Here is a 13,382-nt window from a genome sequence, read left to right as displayed (position 1 = left end):
TTCTCCTCGGGCAGATGAAAAATGAAGAGCGTCTGTGCACCTCGAATGAAATATTTTGTTCCATAATATATATATATTCAAAATCCTCTTTTCAAAAACGCAAATATCGGCTGTGTGATAAAATCATTCTTTCAGAAGATCTATTAGGAACCGTAGTTGGAGCGGTCGTAGCATTTGTGATCCTATTGGCGGTATTTTGGTTAGTAATCAGACGAGAGAAAAAGAAAGAACCAGAATTTTATGAGGAGAACAGAAAAAGTTTCAATCGGTTCTTTTTGGTGTTTTTGACTGTTGTATTCGCAGCATTCTTCGTAACCAACATGTTCAGCGACAGCTTTTTCTTTATTATGTGCTTAGGCGCAATATCTGTTGCCGCGTTGACGTATTCAATATTATCTATGAAATTTCCAATGAGGCGGAAATGTTCCGATAAAGTGTTCGACGGGTTTCCAAAAGATTCTCCGACGGTATCGATTTGTGTTTCAAAATATGTTTTTACAGATAGAAGGCCGTTCCAGGTCTTTGTAGACGGGACAAAGATAGCCGAGATATTCCGCGGAAAAGAAGTGAGTGTGCATATCCCAGAAGGCACACACGAATTCCTTGCATACCAATACAAAAAGATGGGTGGCCTTCTTGCAAAAGCAAAAGAAACAATAGATGTGCAAAACGGGTTGGGTCTTTGTATTTGGCAGGATGACAACAAATACAGGCCGCTGAGGATAGGTGCAATTCCTCTCGACCGTACGGCCTTTGAAGAGGGACAGAGAATAGTTCAAAAAAAACAGATCAGATTTCTTTGGGTCCTGGTGGCAGTGTTAGTTACAACGTATACAATCCTATTTATCGTGACACAAATGCCGATATAATATATCTCAACCAAGACAAATCATCAAAAATGAATGGCGTTGCAAACATTGTAATATGCACAATGCCTGCCATAGCCCATGGTCTCTGTTCAGATAACGTGTCCGGTCTACCCAAGCGAGGACCCGGAAAAAGTGAAAGATGCGATCCTCAACATATTCCCGGGCGCATCGCTGGAAACGGACGATCGCTGGATAAGGGGGGAAGCAGACACAGACAAGTTTTACAAGCTCATCAGAAAGCAGAAGATCCTGGACAGCACAAGGTCGATGATGTTCAAGGGCGCCAGAGGCGGCAGGATAACGTTACATCTTAACAAGCAGGTCGCTGTCGTCGGAAAGATATCCTTCACCGAGCCGAGGACGATTCTCGGCACGATAACCGTGACCATAGAATGCGACGATCCGGAAGTACTGATCGACAGCATCGCACCGAGGACCGTGGACGGCGAAGAGGTGTAAGCGATGATCGGAGTATCCTGCACCGGTTTCTGTGCGGCCGACCCGGAGGAGATAATGGATGTGGTCTCAAGGGAATTTGACTGGTGGGAGATATTCTCGGAGTTCAAGCACGACGTGACAAAATTCTCCGCAAGGTTTAATGAAATAAAGGGCTCGTACAGGATCGGGTGTTCGGTACACGCCCCGATCTGCGACATCAACATCGCCGCCGTGAACGAGAGGATAAGGAACACGTCGACCGAAGAGACGATAAGGACGATGGAGCACGCCAACCGCATGGGGATCGAAATGATAACCATACACCCCGGAACATACTCCACTTCCCTCGGTAATGTAAGGGACAGGTCAGTGGAACACTCGAAAAGCTCGTTGAAAGAGATAGAAAGATGGGCGTATGAGTACGGGGTGACGGCGGCAATCGAGAATATGCCTTCTTTCCGCATCATGATGGGGCAGACTCCGGAAGAGCTGCTGGAACTCCTGGACGGCACAGATCTGAAGATATGTTTTGATATCGGCCATGCGAACACGATCGGCGCGATCGACAGATCCATCGAGCTGTTCGGTGAAAGGATCGTGAACGTTCACATCCACGATAACACTGGGAAGAACGACGACCACTTGACCATAGGCGACGGTTCGATAGATTTTGCCCGTGTGTTGCCTAAGCTCAGCAGATATCGGGGGAATTATATTATCGAGGCCAGGAGCATCGAGTCTGCGATATTGTCAAAGAAGCGTCTGAAAAGCTGGCTTCGATGAAGCCGCCGTTCGATTAGGTGTATAGCCAGCATAATATCATTTATCCTCTATTAGGCCGTTCTTGAATAAAGGCATCCCCGCGATCGATTCTTTCGAACCTATTATTCTCTTTAAGATGTAATATAAAGCAACGAATCCGAAGCCTATGAGCAGGAATGCCAGAATGATCCCGATACCGCCAAGCCCGATCCAGTCGAACGATGACCAGAAATCGGTGATGAAGTGCAGCAGGATCGAAGCATACAATCCGAAGCGCACGAACACATATCCGAAGAACAAACCCATTATCGTAGCGGTAAGTACTTTCCATGCCTGATTGTCCCAGCCGGAGTAATGCGCCGCACCGAATATGATGCTTGAGATTATTATGAAAAGAACCGCCGTCCTACTCATCCCGAAGCCGCCCAGAAGGCATTTCAGAGAATCTATTTTTCTCGTCATGATCAAAGAGATTATCGCTATCGGCCCGCCGATATACAGCAGGCGGGTGACCATCTCTTCCCAAACTGCGGCGTTGGCAAAACCGAACACCTGCTCTGTTACACTGCCGAAATCCGGGGTTGTCACTTCTACTCCTAGCATATTGGTAAGTATGAACACGATGATATAGTGGATCGTCAGCATTGCGCAGAGAGAGACGCACACCCAGAAGAAGGCCGTGTTCTCCGATGCGTTAGGTTCGGATAGACCTCCGTTCTTTTCTGTTTCGACAAAGAACTTCCATATCGCAAAAACCGCACTGCTGAAAATAATAATGATCACGAGTATCCAATATATCTGCGGCCCGAGTATGCCGATACTGAATACTATTTCGGGGGAAGGCACAAGTAAGAAGAAAGGGAGCTCAACATCTTTCAGTAAAGAGAAAACATCCCCGCTCTTTGCAAACAGGGTTATCAGTTCGACGATCACGATGAGAACAACGATTACGCATGCGAACTGAAGTATGACGCTTGAGAGGCCGCGCCTCGAATTTTTTACGGCACCGTTTCTCGATCCGCTGTGTCCGAGCGCTCTGCCGCATGAGCCGCAGTACGAACTGCCGTTAGCGGCATATTCTCTGCACCGTGGGCACTCATCACTCATCTTTGTCATTCTTGATATGTTCCACAATATTATTTAGCCTTTCCACCTCTACTACGGCAAGCAGAGAGCGCCTGTATCTTGCTATGTCTACGATCTGCGCGGCCATGTATTCTTCTCTTTTTTGGCTCACTTTGAGGTAGCCCTTTACTTTGTTCAGATAATTGTCCCATGATATCGAAAATGCTTCCGGGGAAGACATGTCAAAATGCTTCTTCATGCCTTTTTTCGCGAGTCTGTGCTCCTTCACGAACTCCATCGTCTTTACGTTGTGGATGTACATCTCGGTGAACTCCTCGTTGTTCATATCCAGCGGTATGACCTCAATGGAATCCTTTGAGCATAGGTCGATCAATTCGCAGTACGCGGGGGTAGGAGATTCTATCTCTCCGAAAACAGAAAGGTGGTAAACATATACCATGTCGATCTCGCTGTGCTCTTGTATCTCTTCGATCTCCGCTCTGCGTTTCAGCGCTTGTATCTCCTCTATGCCGAGTGCAACGGCGTATGCTTCGTATTTGCCGTATGCCTCTCGGACCCTATCGGCTTCCGAGACGAGTCCTTTGACTATCGGCAGGATATCCACCTTGCACTTTCCGATATCTATGGATATCATTTTTTAGTGCTCCTCGAAAGTGCCAGATCTGTGAGTTCGTCCTGGTCGTCTATCTTTTTGAGTTCTTCGCTCGTCACGACGGCGGTCGACTCGATACTCTCCGCGGGACGCCCCCGCTCAACTATAATGAGTGAATGCTTCCCTGCGATCTTCGAGATCTCGGAAGCGATGATCGCCTTTTGGATCAGCCTTTCCTCATCAACTCCAAGCCCTGTAAGGAACACGGTCTGCCGGCTTCTCGAAATGGCCTCGAAAGGGCTCTTCGTTACGGGCGTGATAGCAAACCCGATCTCAAGCAGACGGTTCAGCGTATTGGAGCTCGTATGTTCGCCGGTTTTGACCTCATAGTCCTCCGGTTTCTTTTTACTTGCATACTCGAACGGATTGACAGGCTCTATTATAGGGACCTTCAGGAATTCTTCGAGCCTCATTGCAGCATCGATCATCGCGCCCATTCCCGATTCATACATTTGTATTGTACGTCTTGACACCCCTGTTACCTCTGCAAGGGTTCCCAGACTTATTCCGTCGGTCTCTCTTATCTTTCTTAATAACTCGCCGTCGATCTTCACATAAAGTCCGCCGGGGGCCGCAAAGATGAACGGTGGCACATCCTCCAACAAATGTTCACCGAGGGTCTCGTTGGAAATGATCGGGATCTTGAATCTTGAATAAACTATGCCGGCCTCAAGAGGTCCTGAGCTGGATGTCTCACCTATTAACAGAGGGGTCGCTTTCAGCGCATCGGCAAGGACCTTCATATCATCTGCATTCTCTCTTGAGAATGCATCAACATTGCTTAGAACCTTTATGATGAGCAATGTTTCGTCCTTTCTTCCCACTATATCAAAACAAATGCTGCGCAAATTCAGAGCGGATGAGATCTCAAATCCCGCTTTAGCCAGTACGGATCTTGTGGTGTTGATGAGTTCCTCTCTGCTCATAATATAGATAGCAGTTGTTCTTCTATAAAAAAAGATGCCTATTATAACTGTGTTTCATAATTCATTCACATACCTGCCGCCTTCATCATATTAAAGCACTCGATGCTCCTGGAGATCTCCGCCACCATGTTCTCGAACGTCTTCGAAGAAACGGATTCTCCGAACATCCTCTTGAGGTCGGAGAAGACCGATTCCACTTTCCATCTCATGTTATAGCCGTACCTCTTACGCCACTCGTCCTCGCCTATTGCGTTCCTCTCCCGTACATGCGCGCTTCTCACGGTGCATCCTCTGGATGTCGTCGAAGCATTCTTCCTGATGTGGGCTATGAACTCTATCTTCCTCTCCCTCATCCCATTCCAGTTCTTCCTCGTGTCATACGCCCCGTCCGCAAGCACCTTCGCTATCCCGTGGCCTGCGGCCAAGGCCGCATCCACAAGTGCCAGCAGGTGCTTGGCATCGCTTGATCGTTCGTCCGTCGCCACGAATGCGAGGATCTCGTTCGTCTCCACATCAGAGAGAATGTGAAGTTTAAGCCATCCTTTGTGCACCTTCCACTTCTCCCTCATCCATCCTCCCCTGACGGTGACCTTTATCCCTGTACTGTCGACCGCAACGATCCTCTTGCGCGCGGTCGCCTTGATACCGGCTGCCGCTTCCAGAGAGGTACAGCGCCTCCAAAGCGTCGGATAGCTCGGCACCTCTATCCCGATCAGATCGAACACGGGCTTGAAAAGACCCTCCAGCATCCTGAAGGGGATGCCTGTGACCGTCCTGACCCTGGAAACATAAGATATCAGAGCATCCCCGTACAAACGCGGCCGTCCTCGTTTCTTTTCATTCGAACCTATCTCATCCAGATGCTTAGGGACCCATGAAAGGTCCCAAAATATCCTTCCCCGTTCGACAAGTCTTTGGTTATACTCATCCCAATGTCTATTATACTGTCTGTCCCATCCCATCTCTGCCATCGTCTGGCTCCTGCTTTCTCACAAGCACCGGACGATGGTCCTCTGAAAATTAATCACCATCGGTCAGCGGGCCAACGAATTATGAAACACAGTTCCTATTATAAAAGCTGTGTCGCAATAAAGGAAAGTGTTGGAAGAAGTTTCTTCTTGTTGTTATCAAATGCGCATGTGCCAGACCTTAGCGGTATCCTTCTGTGCCCCCATCTTTTGCCTTATGGCCGTAGTCCTTGAGTTTCTGGGATGTCTGCGGGCCGAACTTGTCCGCCGCAGAGAGGAAATCCCTCATCTCGACCTTGCAGCTCTTGATCTCATCGTCGTCGGGGACCTTTCCCGGCTTGACGATGCGCCTTACCGCGGTCATGACAGCCTCATTGCATATCGCGGCAATATCTGCGCCGGTGCAGCCCTCTGTCTTGTCGGCAAGGTCGTTGATGTCGACGTCGTCCGCCAACGGTTTGTCCTTTGTGTGGATCCCGAAGATCATGATCCTCGACTCGCGGTCGGGCGGGCCGATGAATATGCTCTTGTCGAACCTTCCGGGTCTCAGCAAGGCAGGGTCCATTATGTCCGGGCGGTTGGTCGCAGCGATAACGACAACGTCGTTCAGAGACTCCAGTCCGTCGAGTTCAGTAAGCATCTGGGAAATCACTCTCTCAGTGACGTTATTGTCTCCGCCTGTGCCTCTTTCCGGTGCTATCGAATCGATCTCATCCATGAAGATCACGCAGGGCGACGCCTGCCTTGCTTTCCTGAATGTTTCTCTCACGGCCTTCTCCGACTCTCCGACCCACTTGCTGAGGAACTCGGGACCTTTTACGGCAATGAAGTTCGCCTCAGACTCCGTTGCCACGGCCTTTGCGAGCATGGTCTTACCTGTGCCGGGAGGGCCGTAAAGCAGTATGCCCTTTGGAGGCTTCGCGTTCATGTGTTCGAACACCTTCCCGAACTTCAACGGCCATTCGACCGCTTCCTTGAGTTCCTGCTTTGCCGATTCAAGGGCGCCGATATCCTCCCATTTTACGTTGGGCTTCTCGATCAAGACTTCTCTCATTGTCGACGGTTGGAGGTCTTTCAGGGCCTCTCTGAAATCGTCCTTTGTCACCGAGATCTGTTCCAACAGGTTCACGGGTATCTCTTCGGTCTCAAGGTCCATCTGCGGCAGTACGCGCCTCAGGGCGGCCATTGCCGCCTCCTTACATAAAGCGGAGAGATCTGCTCCCGCGTAACCGTGGGTGCGGTCGGCCAGTGCCTTAAGGTCGACATTGTCGGACAATGGCATGCCTCTTGTGTGGATCTGCAGGATCTCCAGTCTTCCGTCCCTGTCGGGAATGCCTATCTCGATCTCCCTGTCGAACCTTCCGGGCCTTCTCAGAGCCTCGTCGATCGAGTTCGGCCGGTTAGTCGCTCCTATGACAACTACCTTTCCTCTCGAATTCAGGCCGTCCATCAAAGAGAGCAGCTGTGCCACAATGCGTCTTTCGACCTCGCCGGTGACCTCTTCCCTTTTCGGAGCTATCGAGTCTATCTCGTCGATGAATATGATGCTGGGGGCGTTCTCTTCCGCCTCTTTGAAGATCTCTCTGAGCTTTCCTTCCGATTCGCCATAGAATTTGCTCATGATCTCGGGACCGCCGAGGGATATGAAGTTACTGCTGGTCTCCCCCGCCACGGCCTTTGCGAGCATTGTTTTGCCCGTGCCGGGAGGGCCGTGCAGAAGCACACCCTTCGGAGCCTCTACTCCGAGCCTCTTGAACAGTTCCGGGTGTCTCAGAGGTAATTCTATCATCTCCCTGATCTTCGCCACTTCGTTCCCGAGCCCTCCGAGGTCATCGTACGAGACCTGCGGGACCTCCATGTCGGCCGATTTTGCGGGTTTGTCGGATATCTTTACTTCAGTCGACGTTGTCATCAGCACCGCATCGCCGGGGGGCGAGAGCGATGTTACCACGAGATCGATCTTGTTGCCCATTACATTAAGGGTAAGAACGTCGCCCTTTGCGAACGCTCTTCCTTCCATCGCCTTTGCGAGGTATTCCTCTCCGCCCTGAAGTCTCAGCTCTTCTGTCGGGGAGAAAGTTATCTTTTCGGCGTTCTTTGCGAATATCTTCTTGATCCCGACACGCTCGTCTATCGACGTGCCGGCGTTGCGTCTCGTGGAGCCGTCCATTCTTATTATCCCGCGGTTCGCATCCTCGGGCACCCCCCTTAACACCTTTACCACCGTCTTCTTTGTACCTGCGATCTGTATTATGTCACCTATCTTCAGTCCGAATATGTCCATAAGTTCGGGATCAAGTCTCGCAATGCCCTTTCCTGTCTCTCCGGGTTTCAATTCCGCGACCTTCGTTGCTTTGTCATTACTCATTTCTCATCACTCTCTTGGGATCTTTGCATTTGTTCTCTATGTCATTCACTACTTTGGTCGTCGTGTCATCCCGGAGCCCCATCTCGCGGGAGACCTCGCTTGCGTCATGTTCCGGCGAGTTCAGCATTCCGTAGATAATGCTCCTTTCAAGATAACCGAGCTCGCTGGCAATAGGGCCGTGCATGAATGAGGACATCATTCTGTTGCGTCTTTCGATCATCTCTTCTCTCAGCCTGTCGAACTCGCTTATCTGCCGGTCTATCTCGGAGAGGGTCTCTCTGACCTCATCGAACTCCATATCTCTGTTCTCCTGTGCATCGTCGACGCTCGCAGGCATCGACAAGGTAGCCCTGAACAGCCCGTTGCGCATATCTATCGTCAATGTGAACTCGGAGGTGGGGCGATAGACCATTTTCACCGGGCCCCTGTCGCTGCTTTCTTTCCTGCTTTCTACAAGCCCGTTTTTTTCCAGGATATCCAAATTTTTCATTATCGCCTGTTGGCTTACTCCGAGCTCCTTTGAAAGCTGCAGCGGGTAGTGCGGCTCTCTGACAAGCGCCATCAGTATCCTGCGCCTTGTCGGGTTCTCTATCACAGATAGTATCGTGTCTAGGTCATTCATGCTATCACATAGTTGTTAACTATTAGTTACTAACCTGTGGTTAATGCAATTGTAGTATTTAAGATAGGCCCCTTAACCCCTCTCGATCCGAACTATTTTAGAGAACCCTGCGTCTCCGCATAGGTCTCTCTGCCGAGCCGCCGTTCTTTCACATAAAAAAAGTTGAGGAAAAAGGTCGAGAAAGGGAGAGGCTCTCACTTTGTCTTAGAATTTTTTGGCGGTAACCGCGGCCGTAATGCATAGGGCCGCAATAATCAAAATAACAACGACGGCAATCTCCCAGACATATTATATTGTACAATACCATACATCAATGCACGCATTATTAAATAGGTAGATAGAATCATTAAGGTCATGGCAATCGCTAAAGACCTTAGAATAAGTCTGCCAGTAGAAGGTATACCAAAAAAATGGTACAATCTCGTGGCGGACATAGGACACTTGGATCCCCCGCTCAACCCCGGAACAAGAGAGCCGGCTAAACCCGAAGACTTTGAACCGATTTTCTGTAAAGAGATCATCAGGCAGGAAGGTTGCAGAGAGAGATATGTTAACATACCCGGAGAAGTAAGAGAAGGATTGGTTCACCTGAACCGCCCGCAGCATCTTCAGAGGGCGGTAAGACTGGAGAAATATCTCAAGACGCCGGCAAAGATCTATTTCAAAAGAGAAGATATGAGCCCGCTCGGCAGTCACAAAGGGAATACTGCTCTGGCACAGGCATATTTCAATGCCGAGGAAGGAATCCACACCCTTACCACCGAGACAGGAGCAGGCCAATGGGGGACAGCGCTTGCGATGGTGTCGAACCTGTTTGACATTGACTGCACAGTCTTCATGGTCAAAGGAAGCTATAATCAGAAACCTCTCAGAAAGACAATTATGAATACGTACGGCGCAAAGGTATATGCTTCTCCAAGTCCACACACAGAGTTCGGGAAGAAAGTGCTTAAAGAGCACCCCGAGACAACAGGTTCATTGGGAATAGCAATATCGGAGGCATGCGAGATGGCCGCAAAGGACCCGAACACATGCTACTCTCTGGGAAGCGTGCTTAACCACGTCATGCTGCACCAGACGGTGATCGGCCAAGAGACAATGGAACAGATGAAGATCGGCGAGATAGATCCTGACTATATGATAGCATGTGCCGGAGGAGGGTCCAACTTCGGAGGGTTCTGTTTCCCGATGATCGGCGAGAAGATCAAAGGCAAGACTGATTGCGAGTTCATCGCCGCGGAATCGAACGCCGCCCCCTCTCTCACGGTGGGGGAGTTCAAATACGACTTCGGGGACACAGCGGGTTACACCCCGCTTCTGATGATGTATACGCTCGGCCAGGAGTTCATCCCGAAAAGTGTGCACGCAGGCGGTCTGAGATACCACGGAATGTCACCGCTTGTATCTGCCGCAATGAACAAAGGCCTGATATCCGCAAGAGCATACGGACAGTTTGAAACATTCGAGGCCGGGTTGGCATTCGCAAGGACGGAAGGCATCGTCCCCGCTCCGGAATCCTGCCACGCGATAAAAGCGGCAATGGATGTAGCGCTCGAGTGCAAGAAGGCCAAAAAAGAAAAGACGATCGTGTTCTGTTTGTCCGGCCACGGCATGCTCGACCTCAACGGATATGAGCAGTACTTAGACGGAACGATGAAGAATTCGGCCGCGGATTAAAACAACTTTTCTATCAAGGCGGGCATTGCCCGCCTTACAGGATTTTATGAAAAATGTCGAAGAGCCAGATCAAAATCCTTTGATTGAAACAACGGCGTCGATAACTGCCAAAATTCAAAAGGGACTGTAGTTTCGGACACCCCCCCCCGCTTAAGTTTATAATCTTGGTAGAAAATCGAGGGCGGCCGTAGGATGGGAAGCCAGGTTTGGTGTCTTCCACAGAGACGGCGAACCGGGACCATCGGGCAGGGCGATAGTCATTTCATTTCTGAACGGCTCAGAGGTCCGCATTAGGATCCGTGACGGGATCGTACGATCACTGTCGAACTGTCAAAGATTGATGATATGGCGTTTGATCCACGTTACGGATCCGACTCTTTCTGCGGGAGGGGTCGTTAAACTCCTGCTGTAAATTTATTTACTCTCTGCAATAAATGGTATGCGCCGTCTTTCGTCATCCGCAACTTTTTCAGATTCCGTTAAGGAAATATATGCAGAACAATAAAATACGAACAGTATTCTGTTGATGTAAGATGCCGGGAGAATTGAACGAAGACACAGTGATAATCAGCGATCAGAAAGAAGGAACCCAGATCTACAACAAGGGGAACTTCGGATATCCGATGAGCGGAGGCGGTCTGGAACTTGACCTCATCGAGGCAACGTTCCTCGTCGAAAGCGAAAGGCTGCAGGTGACAAAAGACGGCGTGCCGATGTCCTTTGCGGAAATGTTCAACCATTCTTCGACGCAGTATGACAGATTCGACATTGCATATCTGGTATATCGGGATATGAGAAGCCGCGGGTTCGTCGTTAAAGCCGAAAGCGGGCATTTCGATCTGTCCGTTTTCCCTCGTGGTTCGGTGATGAGCAACTCCCGCCCGATGTATCTTGTAAGAGCCGTGTCAGAAAGGGACGTTCTGGAATTGGATGTATTCTCAAAAGAGGTCGCCCACACCGAGAGCAAGGGTAAGAAACTGCTCTATGGGGTCGTGGACGAAGAAGGAGACCTCACCTACTATCACATGTCGTCCAGAGATCCCAGGGGAAGGTCGCTGCACTCGTCCTCGAAATACGCCGCGGAGGGCAGGCTTATAGGGGAAAGAGTTCTGATCACAGAAGAAAGTCACATCGAATATCTCGGGAAGAAAGGATTCTACGGAAAGATGATGGGAAACATTCTTCAACTCTCGCTGATCGAAAGCTGTTTCATCATGGAGATGGGAGATCTGAATGTGACAACACAGTCCGGAGAGGAAATGACCCCGGAAAAGATGATCGAACTCGGCGTAAAGACTCAGGAGGAGTTCGAGCTCAGGCTCGACGCTTTCAGGGATATGAGAAAAAGAGGCATGGTCGTGAAGACCGGTTTCAAGTACGGTGCGCACTTCAGGGTATACGAAGGGTCTCCCGACACGGATCACGCAAAGTATCTGGTACATTCTGTTCCAGGTGATAAGATGATGATGTGGCCCGAGATATCCAGGACGGTAAGGCTGTCCGGCGGGGTCAAGAAAGAGATCCTGTTCTGCCGCGCGGGAGAGCCCAGAGAATATCTCGAATTTAAATGGTTCAGACCGTAATTTCCGAAGAGCCAGACATCTTTTTTCAATAAAATTAAATTGTTTTCGGAAAAGGTTTGTTCAAAGCACAATGTCGATGCCGAGTTTCTCGGTGAGCTCTTTGTACCTGTTACGGATGGTTACCTCGGTAACTCCCGCAACATCGGCGACCTCTCTTTGGGTCCTGCGCTCGTTGCAAATTATCGATGAGATGTATATCGCAGCGGCGGCGACCCCGGTGGGGCCTCTTCCCGATGTGAGCTCTTTCTCCGATGCATCCTTCAGGATCTCCGCGGCCTTGCTCTGGACCTCCCCGCTCAGTTTGAGCTCAGAGCAGAATCTCTGAACGTAATCCTGAGGTTTCGTGGGCATGAGCTTCAGCTTAAGCTCGCGGGTCATGAATCTGTAGGTGCGGCCTATCTCTTTTCTTCCGACACGGCTGGACCCGGCAACCTCATCAAGGGTCCTGGGAACACCGCACTGCCTGCACGCAGCGTACAGCGAAGCGGCGACGACACCCTCGATGGACCTTCCTCTTATCAGGTTCTTGTTGACCGCTTTTCTGTAGATCATCGCAGCGGTCTCCCTGACGTTCCTGGGGAGCCCCATCGCAGACGCCATTCTGTCCAGCTCCGAAAGCGCAAAAGCGAGGTTCCTTTCTGTCGCATTTGAGACACGGATCCTTCTCTGCCACTTTCTGAGACGGTACAGCTGGGCCCTGTTCCTTGTGGGAATGCTCTTCCCGTAACTGTCCTTGTTCTTCCAGGAGATCTCCGTGGACAGCCCTTTGTCATGGATGGTGTAGGTCATCGGGGCGCCGGTGCGCGCTCTCTTCTCACCTTGTTCCACGTCAAAGGCCCTCCATTCCGGCCCCTGATCTATGAATTGGTCATCCAGAACCAATCCGCAATCTTCGCATAGGAGTTCACCTCTCTCGTAGTCGCGCACCAGATGGCGGCTTCCACATTCGGGACAGACCTCAATCTCTTCTGTTCCTTCTCTTATCTTTGCCATTTTGAGTTCTCCTTATTGTGTAAAGTTCCTTTCCCCTAAGGGTCTTCAACACTGCGGTGTTCTCTACCGCCACTGTTGCGAACGGCTCGTCGACCGGGCCGAAAATACGTTTAACGGTGCCGACCCTGTTCTTGACAGAGTCAAAGACAGGGTCTCCAATGTCAGGGATATTTTTAGTACATATCACTATGGCATTTCCGTTCTCTCCGGTCTCATCCACAGTTCCTAAAAACTCCATTCACACCCTCGCCCCACAGGATTTACCTTAATATAGAAGATGTAGATATGCATGTGATATTTAAATTTTCGGGATGATTTTAATAAGGATGACCCTTCACATATAATAGTTTATTATCTTATTTTTCGTGCCCAATTCCCAACAATTCGTGCACGGCCGGCGCCTATGGTATGGCCGGCGTATGAACCGCTGGAAATAGT

The 13,382-nt window shown here is 50.0% G+C and carries 13 protein-coding genes; 5 read left to right on the top strand and 8 right to left on the bottom strand.

The window, feature by feature from the left end; translation table 11 throughout:
* Nucleotides 1-14: 14 nt before the first annotated feature.
* The 3 genes from Mpt1_RS06055 (at nucleotide 15) to Mpt1_RS06045 (ending at nucleotide 2,090) form a co-directional block, all read left to right on the top strand.
* Nucleotides 15-869 carry a hypothetical protein gene (locus tag Mpt1_RS06055; protein ID WP_048113124.1) on the top strand — a complete coding sequence of 285 codons (855 nt, stop codon included), beginning with the start codon at nucleotides 15-17 and terminating at the stop codon, nucleotides 867-869.
* A gap of 78 nt (nucleotides 870-947) precedes the next feature.
* Nucleotides 948-1,328, top strand: a complete 381-nt coding sequence (locus Mpt1_RS06050; RefSeq protein ID WP_048113122.1) for an RNA-binding domain-containing protein — start codon at nucleotides 948-950, stop codon at nucleotides 1,326-1,328.
* Between the two features lie 3 nt (nucleotides 1,329-1,331).
* On the top strand, nucleotides 1,332-2,090 hold the full coding sequence (locus tag Mpt1_RS06045; RefSeq protein ID WP_048113120.1) for a sugar phosphate isomerase/epimerase family protein: 759 nt from the start codon (nucleotides 1,332-1,334) through the stop codon (nucleotides 2,088-2,090).
* 36 nt (nucleotides 2,091-2,126) lie between these two features.
* On the opposite strand, the gene Mpt1_RS06040 is transcribed toward Mpt1_RS06045, so the two are convergent.
* The 6 genes from Mpt1_RS06040 to Mpt1_RS06015 all read right to left on the bottom strand — a co-directional run bounded on the left by Mpt1_RS06040 (nucleotide 2,127) and on the right by Mpt1_RS06015 (nucleotide 8,691).
* On the bottom strand, nucleotides 2,127-3,185 hold the full coding sequence (locus tag Mpt1_RS06040) for a CPBP family glutamic-type intramembrane protease (RefSeq protein WP_048113118.1): 1,059 nt from the start codon (nucleotides 3,183-3,185) through the stop codon (nucleotides 2,127-2,129).
* Nucleotides 3,169-3,789 (bottom strand): hypothetical protein, encoded by a 621-nt coding sequence (locus tag Mpt1_RS06035; RefSeq protein ID WP_048113116.1) that lies wholly within the window; start codon nucleotides 3,787-3,789, stop codon nucleotides 3,169-3,171. Before Mpt1_RS06035 ends, Mpt1_RS06040 begins: the two co-directional genes overlap by 17 nt.
* The gene (locus Mpt1_RS06030; protein ID WP_048113114.1) at nucleotides 3,786-4,733 is read right to left on the bottom strand and encodes a transcriptional regulator; all 948 of its coding nucleotides are present in this window, start codon (nucleotides 4,731-4,733) and stop codon (nucleotides 3,786-3,788) included. The genes Mpt1_RS06035 and Mpt1_RS06030 overlap by 4 nt, the downstream gene beginning before the upstream one ends.
* A 65-nt stretch (nucleotides 4,734-4,798) precedes the next feature.
* Complete coding sequence (locus Mpt1_RS06025; RefSeq protein WP_048112468.1) at nucleotides 4,799-5,704, bottom strand: IS5-like element ISMte1 family transposase; 906 nt, start codon at nucleotides 5,702-5,704, stop codon at nucleotides 4,799-4,801.
* Between the two features lie 178 nt (nucleotides 5,705-5,882).
* Nucleotides 5,883-8,069: a CDC48 family AAA ATPase gene (locus Mpt1_RS06020; RefSeq protein WP_048113112.1), complete on the bottom strand. Its 2,187-nt coding sequence runs from the start codon at nucleotides 8,067-8,069 to the stop codon at nucleotides 5,883-5,885.
* Nucleotides 8,062-8,691 carry an ArsR/SmtB family transcription factor gene (locus Mpt1_RS06015; protein ID WP_048113110.1) on the bottom strand — a complete coding sequence of 210 codons (630 nt, stop codon included), beginning with the start codon at nucleotides 8,689-8,691 and terminating at the stop codon, nucleotides 8,062-8,064. The genes Mpt1_RS06020 and Mpt1_RS06015 overlap by 8 nt, the downstream gene beginning before the upstream one ends.
* Nucleotides 8,692-9,045: 354 nt before the next feature.
* Here Mpt1_RS06015 and Mpt1_RS06010 point away from each other — a divergent pair, with 354 nt between their 5' ends.
* Complete coding sequence (locus Mpt1_RS06010; RefSeq protein WP_048113108.1) at nucleotides 9,046-10,368, top strand: TrpB-like pyridoxal phosphate-dependent enzyme; 1,323 nt, start codon at nucleotides 9,046-9,048, stop codon at nucleotides 10,366-10,368.
* 533 nt (nucleotides 10,369-10,901) lie between these two features.
* Nucleotides 10,902-11,951 (top strand): tRNA-intron lyase, encoded by a 1,050-nt coding sequence (gene endA, locus Mpt1_RS06005; RefSeq protein WP_048113105.1) that lies wholly within the window; start codon nucleotides 10,902-10,904, stop codon nucleotides 11,949-11,951.
* 60 nt (nucleotides 11,952-12,011) lie between these two features.
* Here the strand turns inward: endA and Mpt1_RS06000 are convergent, their stop codons facing one another.
* On the bottom strand, nucleotides 12,012-12,944 hold the full coding sequence (locus tag Mpt1_RS06000; protein ID WP_048113103.1) for a transcription initiation factor IIB: 933 nt from the start codon (nucleotides 12,942-12,944) through the stop codon (nucleotides 12,012-12,014).
* Entirely contained in the window at nucleotides 12,910-13,182 is a 273-nt protein-coding gene (locus Mpt1_RS05995; protein WP_048113101.1) for an H/ACA ribonucleoprotein complex subunit GAR1, read from the bottom strand. The genes Mpt1_RS06000 and Mpt1_RS05995 overlap by 35 nt, the downstream gene beginning before the upstream one ends.
* Nucleotides 13,183-13,382 lie beyond the last annotated feature (200 nt).

It is taken from the genome of Candidatus Methanoplasma termitum, assembly GCF_000800805.1.
GTDB lineage: Archaea > Thermoplasmatota > Thermoplasmata > Methanomassiliicoccales > Methanomethylophilaceae > Methanoplasma > Methanoplasma termitum.
The sequence above is the reverse complement of the archived record's forward strand: the minus strand, read 5'-3'. Positions and strand labels throughout refer to the sequence as shown.

Coding starts and splice junctions, on each gene's coding strand:
- Mpt1_RS06055 (WP_048113124.1), top strand. CDS start 15: ATGAAAAATGAAGAGCGTCTGTGCACCTCGAATGAAATATTTTGTTCC.
- Mpt1_RS06050 (WP_048113122.1), top strand. CDS start 948: ATGGTCTCTGTTCAGATAACGTGTCCGGTCTACCCAAGCGAGGACCCG.
- Mpt1_RS06045 (WP_048113120.1), top strand. CDS start 1,332: ATGATCGGAGTATCCTGCACCGGTTTCTGTGCGGCCGACCCGGAGGAG.
- Mpt1_RS06040 (WP_048113118.1), bottom strand. CDS start 3,185: ATGACAAAGATGAGTGATGAGTGCCCACGGTGCAGAGAATATGCCGCT.
- Mpt1_RS06035 (WP_048113116.1), bottom strand. CDS start 3,789: ATGATATCCATAGATATCGGAAAGTGCAAGGTGGATATCCTGCCGATA.
- Mpt1_RS06030 (WP_048113114.1), bottom strand. CDS start 4,733: ATGAGCAGAGAGGAACTCATCAACACCACAAGATCCGTACTGGCTAAA.
- Mpt1_RS06025 (WP_048112468.1), bottom strand. CDS start 5,704: ATGGCAGAGATGGGATGGGACAGACAGTATAATAGACATTGGGATGAG.
- Mpt1_RS06020 (WP_048113112.1), bottom strand. CDS start 8,069: ATGAGTAATGACAAAGCAACGAAGGTCGCGGAATTGAAACCCGGAGAG.
- Mpt1_RS06015 (WP_048113110.1), bottom strand. CDS start 8,691: ATGAATGACCTAGACACGATACTATCTGTGATAGAGAACCCGACAAGG.
- Mpt1_RS06010 (WP_048113108.1), top strand. CDS start 9,046: ATGGCAATCGCTAAAGACCTTAGAATAAGTCTGCCAGTAGAAGGTATA.
- endA (WP_048113105.1), top strand. CDS start 10,902: ATGCCGGGAGAATTGAACGAAGACACAGTGATAATCAGCGATCAGAAA.
- Mpt1_RS06000 (WP_048113103.1), bottom strand. CDS start 12,944: ATGGCAAAGATAAGAGAAGGAACAGAAGAGATTGAGGTCTGTCCCGAA.
- Mpt1_RS05995 (WP_048113101.1), bottom strand. CDS start 13,182: ATGGAGTTTTTAGGAACTGTGGATGAGACCGGAGAGAACGGAAATGCC.